Raw genomic sequence first — 14,676 nt, 5'->3', positions numbered from 1 at the left:
AGACCTTGTTGGCACCCCGCCCCGCCACAGGGTGCCACTGATGCTCGCAGCCATGTCCACGTATCCTGTCGCATCCTGGCCGCAGGCGAGGCTCTTCAAGTTCACATCCTCAAGCGACGACTGCGCCACCAACCCCATCACCGGAACTGGCATCAGCTTGAGCTTCTCCGCCTGCCCGCGACGCGGGTCAGGCGCATCCTCGGGTACCACTCCGGCGAAATGCATGATCCGACTATCACCACACCACCCTCCCCGCGGTGGAAATTCTGCAGGCCACCGACTGCGATCCAGGTCGTCCCCGTCTCGCCGCCACGGCGACTCCAGCTCTTCCTTGTTCTCGTTCCTGACTCATCAGTTCGGATGAATTCGGCACGCGCCGATATCGCCGGGAGGGTGCCGTCCCTTACCGTGGCGATATGACGGTGTTGACGCGGCTGAGCCGCACGTGGCTGGCCCCGGCCGTGGCGATTGGCTATTTCGTTCTGTGGGTCGTCGGTGAGTGGACGCGGTCGGGGCTGAGCGCGAACGCGGCAGTCTTCGCACTGTTCGCGCTCGCGATCGGGCTCTCAACATGGATGCCCCTGCTCTCGCTGACCTTGATCGTCGCAGTGCCGGCTTTGCAGAGTGCCGGGCTTGCAGCAGCTCCCAGCAATACGACGTGGGCAGCCTACCTGGCGGCCGCGATCGTGGCATTCTTCGTCGGGTTCCGGGGCAAGAGGGTCACCCGCTATCTCGCACTCCCGGCCGGAGCCGCCGCCTCGGTTTTGATGGCGCTGGCGTTGATCGCACCGCTGTCGCCGAACCCGCTCGACCAAGGTCCGGGCGCATCCCTACGCAGTGTCGCGATCCTGGTCGCCCTCGCAGCGTTCGGCATCTTCACGGCCGCGTGGGCTGTCGGAATGGCGTTGCGTGAGTTCATCACCCGACGCGAGGTGGCGGTCGAGCTCCGCGAGTCGGAAATCCGGTATGAGCAGGCCGACCTAGAGTTGCGGCTCGCTCAGGATCGCGCACGGATCGCGCGCGACGTTCACGACGCCCTCGCCCATTCGCTGGCGATCATCGTCTCGCAGGCGCAGGGCGCCGTGGCCCTCGCGCCGGTTCGTCCGGGCGCCCTGGCCGAATCGGTCGAGGCCATCGCAGAGGTGGGTCGCGAGGCACTGCTCGACGTGCGCGGGCTGGTCGAGCGCATCCAGAACGACGACGAGGCGGTCGAGCCGCGCGCAACGATCGCAGACCTGGCCGGGCTCGTCAGCCACATGCGTGCTGTCGGCATGGATGCGGTCCTCGACATTCAGGGTTCGGGACACTTGATGCCATCCCACGAACTCGCTGTCTACCGGATCGTCCAGGAGAGCCTGACCAACGCACTCAAGTACGGTGGCGCGGGGGTGGCGGTGCGCGTCGCGCTGGCGTGGGAAGAGAACGACGTGCACGTCACCGTCTCGTCGGTCAGCCAGACCCTCGCCAACCCGTCGGCAGTCGCGATGGGCGCCGGGGTCGGCATCCTCGGGATGAAGGAGCGCGCGAGACTGGCTGGGGGCTGGCTGACGACCGCGCGGTCGGCCGAGAACGAGTTCGTCGTGTCCGCCTCGATTCCCGCCCAGGCGCGTACCCTGACGACCTCGGGTGCAAGGCACGAGGGATGAGCGCCGACCACATCCGGGTGGCCATCGTCGACGACCAGCCCCTGTTCGCCTCCGGCATGCAGATGCTCATCGAAGCCCAGACCGACCTCGACTGCGTCGGGACCGCGACGAACGGCGAAGAGAGCCTCGCGTTGGTCGATCGGGTTCGCCCCGACATCGTGATGATGGATTTGAGGATGCCCGTGCTCAACGGCATCGAGGCCACAAGGCTCCTCCTCGCCGGCCGCGGGCCGGCCGAGACTCCCCGGGTGATCGTGCTCACCACGATCCAGAGGGACGAAGCCGTCTACACCGCCCTGCGGGCCGGTGCATCCGCCTTCCTCACCAAAGACGCCACTCCCGCAGACGTGCTCGCCACCATTCGAGCCACTCACAGTGGGCAGCCGACGGTGACCGACAGCGCAGCAGCCGGTCTTGTCCGCGAATTCGGTTCAGCCGACGTCGGTCGGTCGCACGACGCGCTTCATGACCGACTGAGTCCTCGAGAACACGAAGTCATGCTGGCCGTCGCCGACGGCCAGACCAATTCTCAGATCGCAGCCGGCGCACACCTGAGCGAGGCCACGGTCAAGTCGCACGTACGCTCCGTGCTCAACAAACTCAACCTCCGGAGCCGAGTGCACATCGTCATCTACGTGTACGAGAACGGCCTCATCACCGCCCGCGAAGAGTCAGCTAGGAGACTCCAGTGACAACAACGACCACCGGCGCGCACGACCCGCGAACGCCGCGACCCCGCCGCCAACGAATAGCCAAGGTGATCACCGCCACCGTGACCGTGCTCGCTGTCGCCGGAGTCGCGCTCGCCGGCCTGCCGACCTGGGCTACCGGGCCCACGCCGAATCTCCCCGAAAAGGACGCCGATGCTTGGGTGATGCCGCTCGACCGCTACATCGGCGTGAGCACGGTGATGTCGGACTACGTCGAGAACCGCCTGACGATTCCGTGCATGGCCGCAGCAGGCTACGCCTGGGAGGTTCCCAAGCGCGACATCGAAGCAGCGGCAAACCGAGTCGGTGACGTTACAGTGTCACGGCCTTTGACCGCGGCGATCGCCCAGCAGCGCGGCTACCACCCTGCGCCGACGAACGATCCGGGTCAGCTGGCAACCCAGGAGCTGAACGCGAGCTCGATCAGCGACGCGGAGGACCACGCACTCACTGTTTGCACGCAGAAGGTCCGTAGGGGGATTCCGCTGCCCTCCAGGTGGCAGGCGAGCCAGGAAGCGGTGGCGCTCAGCAACGCCGCCTACGAAGCCGCGCAAAACGACGGAACTGTCGTCGCGGCCACTCACAAGTGGCAGGAGTGCATGGGCACGTTCTCGCACATGCCCCTGGCCGACTCGCCTGCCCAAATGCCGTCAGCGCCCGTCGCAGACCACTTCGCGACGAACCTCGAGGGCTCGACCGTCAACCAGGACGAACGCGACCTCGCACTGAAGGACGTCGCTTGCCAAGCCTCATCCGGCTACCGCAACGCACTTTACGAGGCCGAATGGAAACGACAAGCGTCTGTGCCGAAGCACGACGCCGACCTCTTCAGGCAGGTCGGGAGTGCCAATGAGAAGTACCGTGCGACCGTCCTCGCCGCCCTCGCGAAAGTCAGGCTCGCCGGCGGCTGATCGCACACGCACGGCCACGCCCACCACTCTCGAAAGGCACGCACATGACCACGATCGACCCAGCCGCACTGGAACTACCGCCCACTCAACCGATCGACATGACCGCACTCCTCGAAGAAGCCCGAAGAGAAGCGAATGAGCAGCCAGCACAGCGCAGCAGAAGAGGCTGATCATCGACTCTCAACTGATTCCACTCATTGGAATGCTATTGTCGATGGAGTATGGTCGGATACATGGCTGATACCTCGATGCGTGAACCCACGTTTTGGATACTCACGGCCCTCGCGACAGGGCGCCGGCACGGCTACGCACTGATCCGCGAGGTCCAGGAGCTCTCACATGGGCGCGTCGACTTGAAGGTCGCGACGCTCTACGCGGCACTCGACCGACTGAGCCGTCAAGATTTGGTCGTGCCGGATGGGGACGAGGTGATCGATGGCCGGTTCCGCCGCTTCTTCCGGCTGTCGCCGGCGGGGCATGACGTCCTCGCGACCGAGATCGAACGCATGGAACAGAACGCCCGCGATGCACGCGCCCGCCTCGCGCTGGCGCCGCAAACCGAACGCATGGTGTTCGGCGCATGACTGTGTCAGGTCTGACCCGCGCCTACCTGAACCTCTTGGCCTGGTATTCGCCGGAGTGGCGTGCCGAGTACGGCGATGCAATGCTCGGCACCTTGCTCGATCAGGCGGACGCTGAGTCACGTACACGCGTGTCTCTCGTTGAACGCGCGGAACTGATCGTGGGCGGCCTCCGCGAACGCCTGCTCAGTCCGCGGCGTCTTACCTGGCCGAACGTGGTAGCGCTGAGCGCCGCGACCGTCCTGTCGCTCTACTACTTCAGCGTCACTTGGTCACCGGGTAGCCTGGCTCCAGGCTTCATCGGACCGTTCGCCAACCCCAGCGTGATCACCGGAGTGCTTATCGTTGGCGCGTTCGTAGGCTTGATGCTCTCCCGACCGGCTTCCGTACGCGTCCTGGCTCTAGCGAGCGTGTTCGTCGAAGTCGGCGTCGGCGTTCTTGCGCACACCTTCAATTGGTTCGGGCCGAGCTGGAGCACGGTCCTCCTCTTCGTGGGACTGGCACTACTTGCCGCGCTCCCGCTACGCCGCACTCGGACCGCCATCGCGGCCGCCGCGTCGGTGGGAATCGTCGTTGCCGCTACGGTCTTCCTTCCGATCGTCTTCGAACTGAGATCCGACCTGCTTTTCTGGTCGCTCGTGACGCTGCTGTCGATACTCACCGTCACCGGCGTCGCCTACGCTGTCACGAAAGTTCGTGTGCGTCAGCACTCAATCGACTGACGACGTCCGCCCCCAAGCGGAGTCGTCGTGGCGTGAGCGCAAACCTGGTCCCCGGTTACAGTGCCCAACAAGTTTGAGAATGCCCACCCGTCCTCGCCGAGGATCGCCCAGATGATGCAGTTCTTGAGGCAATGCTTCGACAATTGGACGAGGCGAACCAGGGTTTCGAGCGACTGGTCGATATTATCGACCTTGCGGCGATCTCGTCCTCACTCAGAAGGCAGATCGCTAACGCTCTCGACCACAGGTCAAGCGGACCTGCAACGCCCGCGCCCGTACCGATCTCGCGGCGCGGCTCGAGAATGCGGGCGCATGGCCGCACTGCTTCCCCGACCGCGCTGGCCAACCGGTGAAGCGCACGGAGTCAAGCAGGTGCCGCAGTTCGATGACTATGGCGCCTTGGGGAGTGGCTCTCAACTATTCGAGGCCGGGATCCTACTTTCGAGTCGGGCAACCAATGCTCGAACGTCGGGCTTCGCTCCGAAGAAACGCTCCGACTGGAGGACGAGTGTGATCGGAAGCGGGTAGGCACCGTGAATCTCCACGGCCTTGCGAAAGGTCGTGTCGATGGCGGAGAAGCTCTGGATTGACACCCAAGGAATGCTCAGCATCGCCACGGCCGGAGATCTGGTCCATAGCTTGACTTCGCTGTCGTCCGCCAGGACATTGAGCGGCAAGGATGCCTGATAGCGGAGCGCTCCAAACACAAACGATGGCACAAGCCTCTGATATGACTTTCGATCTAGATAGCCGCCAAATTGTGCAAGCGATTCAGCTGAGGTCGGCAGCGATTTTCGGCTCGCAGCGACGACTGAGAGATTCACCAGTCTGGCGAGAGCCACCAGCGCCACGAATGCGACGAAGGCGATGAGGGCCATCACAAGGTTCTCCGACGGCCGACCGTTTCCAGCGAAGAAGAGGACGCCGACGAACACCACCATCGGGGCCAAGACAGCGAGAACTACCTGCGCGACCGAGAAAGCCCTGTTGAACGTATACATGCGCATTCCTTGAAGTCGCGTACGGGTCGAAATCCCTAGATCATTGCAATGTTATCTAGACCTCATTTTCGTCCAGTGTTCTCGAGGCCTCATTTCGTGCCAGACAGATATCCCCTATGCAGGTTCTAAGACATCAGCGAATTCGCCCCGGCCAGAGATCGGCCTCGAGCTTGTCCTCAAGCTTCGCGATCGTGTTCATGTCTGGCCACACGTCTCCGTTGAGGATGCGCTTGAGGGTATTCGTATCTAGATCCACCTTCATAGCGATAGAGCGCCGGCTTTCTTCGCCCATCGCCGCAAGGAGGTTCAGAACAAACCGCCGAGCAACCTCGCGCACGGGATCATCGATTGGCTCGTTCGGCCAGTTTGCGATGTCTCTGCTCGGATTTACGCGGGCGGAAGGTTCCTTCACGGTTACGAGGCTAGCGGGGAGGGAGCATTGCGCGGTTCTTGTTTACCGGCGAGTGTCCCGTCTCTGGGAGCGTCGGGGCCACAGATCCGTGTCGAGCGCGAACTCGAGTGCAGCGATGACGTCGAGTCGAGGTAGCCGATCACCTGCAACAATCTCCCGGAGCGCCTCCTCCTCTATACCGGCGCGCACAGCAATCGATCCGAGACTCTCACCTTCAAGCGCCCTCCTCAGCGATGCAACGAAATGCTCGGCCACGTCATCGGACGGTTCGGAACCTCTCACCGCTTAGCTTCCATCAGCTTGGAGTGCTCGCACGACGGCATGAGTCGTCCTGCCTTCCAAGATCGGGGTACCCAAGCTAACCAATGTGGAATAAAATCCACATGATTAGACCGTAGTCGGTTTCGGGACCTGATCTCAAGGAGGAATGATGGGCGAACAAGGGTACTTTCTCCGCCCCCTTCCGGAGACTGGCGTTGCCGTCTTGAGTCTCCGCGGCCTCGGCGTCGTCGCGGCGGACCTTCCCCAAGGCTGGGCACCTGCCGGACTCGCCTTCGCAATCGCTTCGCTGGCGAGTCGCCCCGGTCAGTCGATTCGACTGTGGGAGGAAGGTGGCGTATTCAGGACCGCCGTATCGGGCGGCAGCTCCGCGACCGCCGATGGCGATATCGACGAGATGTTCCTCGATTGGCTGTTCGACGACGTGACCGTCCGAACATGTCAGCTGTGCGGACGCCCTGGCCAACCAAGCCAAAAGCGTGTCGCGGTGCTCTGCGACTTCTGCGAACACCTACTTCTCACTAACGACGCTGCTGCACCATTCCCACCGAGACTGCCCCTGTTCGACTCCGCGGCGTCAGCACAACTGGAGCTCATCGATCGAGGCATCCTCGCTTGGGTGCCCGCCGGGTGGGCGCGCGTCGCTCTGCGCACCTTCGAGCGCCTGGACGACGTCCGATTGATACAGAAGGCGATCTTCAGCGACAAAGGCGACCATCTCGCGATCGACATCTCCGGCGGCGGCGGCATCGTCGCGTTCGACCAGATCCGGTCGGACCTGGAGGACTCAACGCGAGCACGATGCCGGCACTGCGGCCGCTGGTCGTCACCGACGGCGACCGTTCCCGGCCAGTGCGAAGGATGCACTGCCATTCAGGCTCGCGGTTGGGAGATCATCCGGGCCCGCAACGGAGGCGAGGTGGGGCGATGACTGAACACAACACCGAACAGCGCACTACCCTCACCGATGAGGATCACGGGAGATGGCTTGTGTCGACCTCGGCGGCCAGTACCTATCTCGTAGATCTCGACCACCGGACCATCGAGCGCGTAGAAGGACCGGCGCGCGCCGTTCCGCTGCCGTCGGACACACTTCAGACCCTATGGTCGCTGGATACCTGCATCGTCGGCGCGTCGGCACGATGGACCATCAGGAACCACGGCGGTTACCTGGGGGCGGACACGCTCTGGCAGTACAGCTCTCCCGTAGTCGCCATCGTCGCAGCTCCCAAGGAAGACGCAGATGACTAGCCGCAGTCCGCACGAGACACCCCAGGCAGTCCCTGCAGAATTGTCCATGTCTCTAGGCCCCGCCTACACCGGCGACAGCATCAGCGAGCGACTCGGCATCGAGCACGACATGCTGCGAGAGCTTGTTGTCGGTGACAAGATCCTGGAAGTCCGCACGTCCGACGGCATCGTCTATCCGGCATTCCAGATCAGTGCCGACGGGGAACTTCTACCGGGGTTGTGCGACGTAATCGCCGAGCTTGCGTCCGGCGTCGACGACTCGTGGACATGGTGGCGGTGGCTCGTCACGTGCACCGAATCGCGCGAAGGCCCTGCTGCATGGGAGCTGATGCGTGCCAGGCGATACGACGTCGTCGTGCGTGAGGCAGGTGGAATGAGATGAGCGACGACAATGCCGAAGATGTCCCCGCGTTCTTGGCCGCGTTGCCGGTCGGGGCGGTCTTCACCCACGGCACCCCCGGCAAGCAGCCGGACAGCTGGATCAAAACCGGACGTGACTCCTTCCGACGCACGTACCACTGGGTCAGATTCACAGCCGATGACTTCGCCGACTGGACTCATGTGGAGCTCACCACCCCGGTGTCATACTCGATCACCCAAGAGGAAGCCGACAAGCTCGAAACGGAAGCACGCGCGAAACCGCCACGGACAGAGATGGGCGGGTGAACGATGACCGACGACAACACCGCCGAGTGGGCTCCCGGATCCTCATTTCCGAGTCTGGCGTACACAGAAGCGACTATCTGTGACTGCCTCGGCATCGAACCGGAGACACTGCAAGCTCTGGTGGCGGTGGACCGAGTGCTTCAGGTCACGCCTGGCGAAGCGCGGCCGGTGTATCCCGCGTTCCAGGTGACCGACGACGGATCGCTCCTGTCGGGACTCGATGCGGTGATCTGCGAACTCGCCGGTGGAGTCGATGACCCGTGGACGTGGTGGATGTGGTTGCTTGCGCATCCCGACTATGCGGGCGGCAAGGCACTGTGGGAGCTGCTCCGCGATGGCGAAACGGATGAGGTCGTACGCGCAGCCGGCCGATCAGCGTGGGCATGGCGGCCTTGAACAGATCGGAGCAACCTGATGAATGAACGCCACCCGGAAATCCCGATCATTGGGGAGTTAGGCCCGCTCAAAGGCGTGCTCGTCACACACGACGCCGGCGACTGTCTACTCGAGTGTTGCCCAATTCACGCCCCGTCCGTCCACCCGCTCGCGTCTTCTGCGCTGCAATGGCGGGACGACCTCAAAATCATGGAACGCATTTGCGGCCACGGGCGCGGGCATCCAGACCCGGACTCACTCGAATACGTGGAAGCGACCGACGGGGCGCAGCGAGCTCGTGCGCTGCGGTCCCACGCATGCGACGGATGCTGTCTCGACGAACCAACGACACGAACGGGAGCGAACCTATGACCGACGACGAAGTCGAACCTGTGCCACTGCTCCCGATGACGTTCGAGCCGATGGCGGACCCCATACTTCCAACCACCGGAAGCTACGAAGTACTCACGGAGTCCGGATCCCGCTACCTCCTCCAACTGGACTTGGAATTGCTCACTCGCGTTCGCGGAACGGAGCAACCAGCGGATCCGGAAGTCGCGTACCCGTCGCGGCTTCGACGCGACGGCGACACGATACGCCTGCTCCGCCTCATCCAACTGTCTATCGGAAAGCCGATGATCGTCGATGTCGAAGCACTGGGTGACCCGGCAACGGTGGCGTTTACCAGGAGAACGACGACGATCGTCACTGAAATCCGAACCGACGGCGCCGATCCAGAGGAACAGGATGGCGCCGGCACGTAGCTTGGCACTTACAGTTCAGCCGCCCTGCATCAAGTCAGCAAGGGCGGCTGGCGCTAGCAGCGCCAACGAAACAGCTCTCTAGAGCGAGTCCCGACGATCATGGCGGCACGCAGAGCGAGTACATCCTTCAGCGTCCACACACGCCACCGTCGTGCGGGCAGAGTTCGCATGCGAACGAATCGTCGGCGCCCCGATAATCAGGCCCAAACGATCTCGGATTGCAAAAGCGCGCGCACCTGTGGGAATAAGGAAGCGAGGTTCACCAGATCGGCGAGCTGCATCAAGGATTCTCCACGATGGATGCGGACCAGTCGGTCGTATGTCATCCCTGGCGCGGTGAATTCGTCCGTGAACGACTTCAAGGTGTGCCCCTGCTCGAGCATGGCTTCGCGCGCCGCATTCGCGATCAGATGCTGCAAACGCGACGCCTTGAACCGTGGATCGTCATGTGACGCCCCATCCACTGGCCTCGGCTCCAAGCTGGACTTCCCGAATTGGCCAGGCGCGCTGATCATCTTCCGTGGTTCGAACCGGAACGCACGAGGATCAGAGGGCAGGGCCATGATCACACCCTACCCTCCAACAGATTTTTCACCTTGTGTACTGGCTTTAAACCTAGAAACTAGGGTTATATCCTGCTCAGACTGGTTCTACGCTGAAATTGATCCCAGCCGGTCCCCGCCAGGCAGCACAGACTCGACATGCCTAACAAGACAAACCCCGTGTCGCCCCTCGCCGCCGGAACCAAGCGCCCACCGATGCTTCTTCGATGGGGCCGCACCGACTGGGCCCGCGCGCACGCGGACATCCTTCTCCCCGCCATCGGCTCATTCCGCACCCACTCGAGCGGTCCCGTCGCGGCAGTCCTCGCATGCTGTGGATACAGCCAGCTGACCGAGGAAGTGAACGCGACCTTGGCCAACCACAAGCCGCAGTCGGCTCACACATCCCAGAACTGGCCGTCCATCAAGGAGTTCACCCGCGACGCATGCTCACTCGCCGCGCCAACGACCCCGTACACCGCGTCGCTACTAATGACAGTGGCGATACCGTTCGTCGCCTGGTGTGTCAACGAGCAGGGACTGCCGATGACCGCGAACGTCGTGTTCAGCCGCCAGGCAATCGATGCGTACGTCACCCTTGAGAACAAAGGCAGGGCGGAGGGCACCCGCCGGAACTACCGGGCCATGCTCATGCGCATCTCCGAGGTCGTCGCGCCCGCAGAGCACCCCGACTCACTTACGCCCCTCAGCCGGAAGCGCATTGCGACACCGTACGCGCCTCCTGAGATGTCTCAGTTCCGGTTCTGGGCCGTGGGTCAGCAAACCGCGCAGAAGAGATACCGCGCTCGCCTCATGCTGGTGCTGTGCGCCGGGGCCGGCCTTCGTCCGTCTGACATCGCGCACCTCTACAAGAGGGACGTGGTCATCGACGACCGCGGCGTCCTCGTCAACGTTCGCGGCGACCGACCCCGGATTGTTCCCCTTCTTCGCGAGTGGGAGGCGTGGATGCTCCCGCTCCTCGACGAGGCCGACGACGAACACCCGCTATGGGGAGAGCCCAACCGCCGCGACCGCTCGAACCTGCTGAGCTCCTTCACCCAGTACACCGCGGGCACCTACCCCCGAGGCGACCGCCTTCGCGCGACATGGCTTGTCCACCACCTCCAGGCTGGCACGCCCATCAAGGAACTCCTTCGCGCTGCAGGATTCGATAAGTTCGAGAACCTTCCCCGCTACCTCGAGTTCGTCACGTCCCTTGAAGTAGACGAGTATCGCGCCGCCCTCCGTGGTCAGGGCGAACTGTGAGCGACATCATCGAGCAGGCCGCGGCTGAACGACTCGAAAGGCGAATGCGTGACACCTTCGGCGTCTCGCACGGAGAGTGGGCGACAGCCAAGGCGGTCGGTCCCGTCGCGCGCGCGTACCTGACGAACGCTTCCCGCATCGTGGACCGCTCCGGTGTCGTACCCCAACTGCTCGAGTGGGACCGAGAGGCGCGGAAATCGAACGCCGGCCGCAAAGAGTACATCCCACTTCGGGCGCTTCTCATTCTGTTTCTCGTGCACATCCAGAGCGGTTTCGGCGTGAATTACAAGTCCATCGCCGAGACGCTCGACGTCCGGTTCGTGGGTGATGAAGAGTGCCTCTACCTCGGCATCACTCCCGCCCCCGGAGACCACTGGGACTGGTACCACCGCATGTGGCGCACCGTGAAGCGTCTCATTACACTCCTCGACCCGTACCCCGCCCCGCACAATCAGTGTCTAGGTCCGGCCCAGTACGCCGCGTGGGATGTCCGTCGCACGCTTGGCGCAGCCGGTGAGCAGAGCAAGCGGAACCAGCAGAGGCTCGACTGGGTGTGCGAGCAACTGCTGCACGCGTCTGTGAAGACCCTGCCAAAAGACATCCTCGCGCGTGCCAAAGGCAATATCGCAATCGACGCCACCCTCGTCGAAATCGCCGGAAAGCCGAACTCGACGAGCGGGGAGTACCCGCGCGCCAATCCCGACCCCTTCTCAGGCCGCTACCGGCGAGAGGGCAACCACGACGGGCAGGGCGCAAAGACCGACCTTCCCGGCTACGAGCTGGAAACAGCCACCTTGGTGTGGAACAAGCCAGGCGAGAATGACCTCTTCCCTTTCCTGCTAACTGCAGTCACAATGCATCGGCCGGGAGCGCTCATCGGCCACGGCGACCGACTGGGACTGTCGCACGAGCGGCTGGGCTTCCGTGACTACCTCGTCATGGCCGACCGTGCCTACAACAACGAGAAGCCCGAAAACTTTCAGATTCCCGGTCGGAAGCGGGGAATCGAGTACGTCTTCGACTACAAGTCACCCGACCTTGGACTCAAGTCCCAGTACAAGGACCTCATCCTCGTCGACGGCACCTGGTACGTGACATGGATGCCCCAAGACCTCATCGACGCAAGCCGGGAATTCATGGCAAGCGATGAAGAGCTCGCAGATGGCCGAGTCGGTCAACGCATCGACAGGGCAACGTACGAAGCACGGTTGAAAGCTAGAGAGCGCTACCAGATGAAGGCTCACGGCCGGCCGGACGCTGACGGCTATCAGCGTTACACCTATCCCAAGCCTGGGTACATCGCCATCGACCGCGCTACCGGAAAGCTCGTCAAGCCCAAGACACCATCCAGCCTCACCATTCCGCTCGACGCCGGTCGCGCAGAGGCAATCAAGAACAAGGGTCAGGGTCAGGTCATCGCGGTCAAGCACCTTCAAAAGTTTGCCTTCAACAGTCCAACCCATCGCGCACACAAGGGCATGCGAAGCCTGGTCGAAGCGTCCAACAACCACCTCAAGTCCAAGAACTTCGAGGACCTGGGTAACCCCGACAAGCGCTCGGGGCGCGGCTATGCATTCCAATACCTAGTCGCGACACTCATGGGCGTCTCATCGAACCTTCGACGAATCGTCGCCTTCTTCGTTGAAGAAGCGACTCGCCTGCACCAGGGTCCCCTGCCCCGAGAGCGCCGCCGGAAGGAAACCACCGGCAAACCGCTGGCGAAGCTAGAGCCACTGCTCCCGGCCCCACCGCTGTAACCAGCCCCCTAACACCGAGATATCGACCGCGCACAGAAGGCGCCAGCCTGCCCTCGGGCAGGCTTTCGCGCGTTTCACCAGGATCACGGCGGCGATCGCGTGCAGATCAACGGGCACATGACAAAGGGTCGGTCTGACTTTCCAGTCAGACCGACCCTTTTCTTGTTCGCTTCGGCTATTTCATGAATCCGTTGCCGGCATTTACTGAAACAGCCTTCGTGCGCGAGGGGGGACTTGAACCCCCACGCCCTTTCGAGCACTGGCACCTGAAGCCAGCGCGTCTGCCAATTCCGCCACTCGCGCGAACTCAGAGAGAATAACACGGAGGACCGCCCAACCTGAATTCGGGGTCGGGTCCTCGGCTGCTCCACAGGGGTTTCCCGGGCGCGTTCTCTACACAATAGAGAGGAGCGCTAGGACGGCTTTGCACCCAGGCCGACTAACATGCTCATAGTCGACGAGCCGGAGCGGGAGACCTGTGGGCATTCTGGACAACTTCGAGAGAGGTCTCGAGCGCGCTGTCAACGGCGCCTTCGCGAAGACCTTTCGCTCGGGGCTGCAACCAGTCGAGCTCACGAGCGCGCTGAGGCGGGAACTCGACACCAAAGCCGCCGTGGTCACGCGCGACCGCATCCTGGCCCCCAACAAGTTCGTGCTGCGCATGTCGCCGAGCGACTACGCGAGGATGCGCTCGATGGGTGCCGCCCTCACCGACGAGCTCGTGTCGTTCGTGCAGAAGCACGCCACCACCCAGCACTACCAGTTCACCGGCGGCATCGCGATCGACCTGGTCGAAGACCAGAATATCGCCGAGGGGATGCTGCAGGTCGACTCCGAGAACGTCAAAGGCTCCGTCGCCTGGACGCCCGTGCTCGACATCGGCGGCAAGCGCTACCCGCTCACCCACTCGACCACAGTGATCGGGCGCGGCAGTGACGCCGACATCACCGTCGACGACACCGGCATCTCCCGCAAGCACGTGCAGATCATCTGGGACGGCCACCGCGCCCAGGTGCAGGACCTCGGCTCCACCAACGGCTCGCAGCTCAACGGCCAGCCGCTTCGCAAGGCCATCCTCGAACCCGAATCGGTGATCACCATCGGGCGCACGCGCATCGTCTTCCGGGTCCTGCCGCAGGCGACCGCTCCGAAACAGACCACCGGATACGCCGACGACGCGACACGCCACACCGATCTCGGCGGCTTCTGGAGCGAGACGTGAACCCCAGCGAGCTGACGCTGCTCGTTCTGCGTTTCGGCTTCCTCCTGCTGCTCTGGCTCTTCGTCTTCGGCATCGTCTACGCCCTGCGCACCGACCTGTTCGGACAGCGTGTGCGCAAGCTGCCCGAAGCACAGGCCGCGGCTTCTCCCTTCGCCGCCGCACCCGCCGCCTCGCCGGTCGGTGCGCCGGCGACCGTGCCCACGATGCAGCCCCCACCGGCCTCCAACCTGCCGTCCGGCGCCAACGCGGCGATCGGGGGCGCGAAAGCGACCGTGCTCACGGCCAACCGTCTCGTCATCACCTCCGGCCCGCGCCAGGGCACCGAACTCGCCCTCGGCCGCGAACCGCTGACCATCGGGCGCTCGAGCGAGTCGGGCCTCGTCATCCGCGACGACTACACCTCCACACACCACGCCCGCCTCCTGCTCTGGAACGACGAGTGGATGATCCAAGACCTGGACTCCACGAACGGCACGTTCCTCGACGGCAAGCGGGTCACCGTCCCCACCCAGGTCCCACTCGACACCCCGATCAAGATCGGCACGACGACATTCGAGCTGCGACGGTAAGC

General features: G+C 63.4%; 18 protein-coding genes and 1 tRNA gene. 15 read left to right on the top strand and 4 right to left on the bottom strand.

The window, feature by feature from the left end; genetic code table 11:
• Positions 1-416: 416 nt before the first annotated feature.
• The 5 genes from ACFVV0_RS01805 to ACFVV0_RS01785 all read left to right on the top strand — a co-directional run bounded on the left by ACFVV0_RS01805 (position 417) and on the right by ACFVV0_RS01785 (position 4,570).
• A complete protein-coding gene (locus tag ACFVV0_RS01805) occupies positions 417-1,646 on the top strand; it encodes a sensor histidine kinase (RefSeq protein WP_387057460.1) in 1,230 nt (409 codons plus the stop codon).
• Complete coding sequence (locus tag ACFVV0_RS01800; protein ID WP_387057458.1) at positions 1,643-2,338, top strand: response regulator; 696 nt, start codon at positions 1,643-1,645, stop codon at positions 2,336-2,338. The genes ACFVV0_RS01805 and ACFVV0_RS01800 overlap by 4 nt, the downstream gene beginning before the upstream one ends.
• Positions 2,335-3,267, top strand: a complete 933-nt coding sequence (locus tag ACFVV0_RS01795) for a hypothetical protein (RefSeq protein WP_387057456.1) — start codon at positions 2,335-2,337, stop codon at positions 3,265-3,267. Before ACFVV0_RS01800 ends, ACFVV0_RS01795 begins: the two co-directional genes overlap by 4 nt.
• Positions 3,268-3,500: 233 nt before the next feature.
• Positions 3,501-3,851 (top strand): PadR family transcriptional regulator, encoded by a 351-nt coding sequence (locus ACFVV0_RS01790; RefSeq protein ID WP_387057454.1) that lies wholly within the window; start codon positions 3,501-3,503, stop codon positions 3,849-3,851.
• Positions 3,852-3,853: 2 nt separating this feature from the next.
• On the top strand, positions 3,854-4,570 hold the full coding sequence (locus tag ACFVV0_RS01785) for a hypothetical protein (RefSeq protein ID WP_387057452.1): 717 nt from the start codon (positions 3,854-3,856) through the stop codon (positions 4,568-4,570).
• A gap of 413 nt (positions 4,571-4,983) precedes the next feature.
• On the opposite strand, the gene ACFVV0_RS01780 is transcribed toward ACFVV0_RS01785, so the two are convergent.
• Together ACFVV0_RS01780 and ACFVV0_RS01775 are read right to left on the bottom strand one after the other, a co-directional pair.
• Positions 4,984-5,571 (bottom strand): hypothetical protein, encoded by a 588-nt coding sequence (locus tag ACFVV0_RS01780; protein ID WP_387057450.1) that lies wholly within the window; start codon positions 5,569-5,571, stop codon positions 4,984-4,986.
• Between the two features lie 133 nt (positions 5,572-5,704).
• A complete protein-coding gene (locus ACFVV0_RS01775) occupies positions 5,705-5,983 on the bottom strand; it encodes a hypothetical protein (RefSeq protein WP_387057448.1) in 279 nt (92 codons plus the stop codon).
• A gap of 430 nt (positions 5,984-6,413) precedes the next feature.
• Between ACFVV0_RS01775 and ACFVV0_RS01770 the strand changes: the two genes are divergently transcribed.
• From ACFVV0_RS01770 to ACFVV0_RS01745, 6 genes are all read left to right on the top strand, one after another.
• A complete protein-coding gene (locus tag ACFVV0_RS01770; RefSeq protein WP_387057446.1) occupies positions 6,414-7,193 on the top strand; it encodes a hypothetical protein in 780 nt (259 codons plus the stop codon).
• A complete protein-coding gene (locus tag ACFVV0_RS01765) occupies positions 7,190-7,513 on the top strand; it encodes a hypothetical protein (protein ID WP_387057444.1) in 324 nt (107 codons plus the stop codon). The genes ACFVV0_RS01770 and ACFVV0_RS01765 overlap by 4 nt, the downstream gene beginning before the upstream one ends.
• A 46-nt stretch (positions 7,514-7,559) precedes the next feature.
• Positions 7,560-7,895 (top strand): hypothetical protein, encoded by a 336-nt coding sequence (locus tag ACFVV0_RS01760; protein ID WP_387057442.1) that lies wholly within the window; start codon positions 7,560-7,562, stop codon positions 7,893-7,895.
• On the top strand, positions 7,892-8,179 hold the full coding sequence (locus ACFVV0_RS01755) for a hypothetical protein (protein ID WP_387057440.1): 288 nt from the start codon (positions 7,892-7,894) through the stop codon (positions 8,177-8,179). The genes ACFVV0_RS01760 and ACFVV0_RS01755 overlap by 4 nt, the downstream gene beginning before the upstream one ends.
• A gap of 3 nt (positions 8,180-8,182) precedes the next feature.
• Positions 8,183-8,575, top strand: a complete 393-nt coding sequence (locus ACFVV0_RS01750) for a hypothetical protein (RefSeq protein WP_387057438.1) — start codon at positions 8,183-8,185, stop codon at positions 8,573-8,575.
• Positions 8,576-8,922: 347 nt separating this feature from the next.
• Positions 8,923-9,318 carry a hypothetical protein gene (locus ACFVV0_RS01745; protein WP_387057436.1) on the top strand — a complete coding sequence of 132 codons (396 nt, stop codon included), beginning with the start codon at positions 8,923-8,925 and terminating at the stop codon, positions 9,316-9,318.
• A gap of 197 nt (positions 9,319-9,515) precedes the next feature.
• Here ACFVV0_RS01745 and ACFVV0_RS01740 read toward each other — a convergent pair whose 3' ends face one another.
• Positions 9,516-9,881 (bottom strand): hypothetical protein, encoded by a 366-nt coding sequence (locus tag ACFVV0_RS01740; RefSeq protein WP_387057434.1) that lies wholly within the window; start codon positions 9,879-9,881, stop codon positions 9,516-9,518.
• Positions 9,882-10,019: 138 nt separating this feature from the next.
• Here ACFVV0_RS01740 and ACFVV0_RS01735 point away from each other — a divergent pair, with 138 nt between their 5' ends.
• Together ACFVV0_RS01735 and ACFVV0_RS01730 are read left to right on the top strand one after the other, a co-directional pair.
• The gene (locus ACFVV0_RS01735; protein ID WP_387057432.1) at positions 10,020-11,126 is read left to right on the top strand and encodes a tyrosine-type recombinase/integrase; all 1,107 of its coding nucleotides are present in this window, start codon (positions 10,020-10,022) and stop codon (positions 11,124-11,126) included.
• Positions 11,123-12,883, top strand: coding sequence for a hypothetical protein (locus ACFVV0_RS01730; RefSeq protein WP_387057430.1), 1,761 nt, complete (start codon positions 11,123-11,125; stop codon positions 12,881-12,883). The genes ACFVV0_RS01735 and ACFVV0_RS01730 overlap by 4 nt, the downstream gene beginning before the upstream one ends.
• A gap of 219 nt (positions 12,884-13,102) precedes the next feature.
• Here the strand turns inward: ACFVV0_RS01730 and ACFVV0_RS01725 are convergent.
• Positions 13,103-13,186: transfer RNA gene (locus ACFVV0_RS01725), tRNA-Leu, on the bottom strand.
• A 175-nt stretch (positions 13,187-13,361) separates the two neighbouring features.
• Between ACFVV0_RS01725 and ACFVV0_RS01720 the strand changes: the two genes are divergently transcribed.
• Positions 13,362-14,105 (top strand): FhaA domain-containing protein, encoded by a 744-nt coding sequence (locus ACFVV0_RS01720; RefSeq protein WP_387057428.1) that lies wholly within the window; start codon positions 13,362-13,364, stop codon positions 14,103-14,105.
• Complete coding sequence (locus tag ACFVV0_RS01715; RefSeq protein ID WP_387057426.1) at positions 14,102-14,674, top strand: FHA domain-containing protein; 573 nt, start codon at positions 14,102-14,104, stop codon at positions 14,672-14,674. The genes ACFVV0_RS01720 and ACFVV0_RS01715 overlap by 4 nt, the downstream gene beginning before the upstream one ends.
• Positions 14,675-14,676: the final 2 nt, after the last annotated feature.

The organism is Leifsonia sp. NPDC058230 (genome assembly GCF_042882245.1).
GTDB lineage: Bacteria > Actinomycetota > Actinomycetes > Actinomycetales > Microbacteriaceae > Leifsonia.
Note: the sequence above shows the minus strand (reverse complement) of the source record. Positions and strands in the feature narration are given on the sequence as shown.

What these genes read in the sequence shown, in the direction of transcription:
- ACFVV0_RS01805 (WP_387057460.1), top strand. Translation starts at nt 417, where the DNA reads ATGACGGTGTTGACGCGGCTGAGCCGCACGTGGCTGGCCCCGGCCGTG.
- ACFVV0_RS01800 (WP_387057458.1), top strand. Translation starts at nt 1,643, where the DNA reads ATGAGCGCCGACCACATCCGGGTGGCCATCGTCGACGACCAGCCCCTG.
- ACFVV0_RS01790 (WP_387057454.1), top strand. Translation starts at nt 3,501, where the DNA reads ATGGCTGATACCTCGATGCGTGAACCCACGTTTTGGATACTCACGGCC.
- ACFVV0_RS01780 (WP_387057450.1), bottom strand. Translation starts at nt 5,571, where the DNA reads ATGTATACGTTCAACAGGGCTTTCTCGGTCGCGCAGGTAGTTCTCGCT.
- ACFVV0_RS01770 (WP_387057446.1), top strand. Translation starts at nt 6,414, where the DNA reads ATGGGCGAACAAGGGTACTTTCTCCGCCCCCTTCCGGAGACTGGCGTT.
- ACFVV0_RS01765 (WP_387057444.1), top strand. Translation starts at nt 7,190, where the DNA reads ATGACTGAACACAACACCGAACAGCGCACTACCCTCACCGATGAGGAT.
- ACFVV0_RS01760 (WP_387057442.1), top strand. Translation starts at nt 7,560, where the DNA reads ATGTCTCTAGGCCCCGCCTACACCGGCGACAGCATCAGCGAGCGACTC.
- ACFVV0_RS01755 (WP_387057440.1), top strand. Translation starts at nt 7,892, where the DNA reads ATGAGCGACGACAATGCCGAAGATGTCCCCGCGTTCTTGGCCGCGTTG.
- ACFVV0_RS01750 (WP_387057438.1), top strand. Translation starts at nt 8,183, where the DNA reads ATGACCGACGACAACACCGCCGAGTGGGCTCCCGGATCCTCATTTCCG.
- ACFVV0_RS01745 (WP_387057436.1), top strand. Translation starts at nt 8,923, where the DNA reads ATGACCGACGACGAAGTCGAACCTGTGCCACTGCTCCCGATGACGTTC.
- ACFVV0_RS01740 (WP_387057434.1), bottom strand. Translation starts at nt 9,881, where the DNA reads ATGGCCCTGCCCTCTGATCCTCGTGCGTTCCGGTTCGAACCACGGAAG.
- ACFVV0_RS01735 (WP_387057432.1), top strand. Translation starts at nt 10,020, where the DNA reads ATGCCTAACAAGACAAACCCCGTGTCGCCCCTCGCCGCCGGAACCAAG.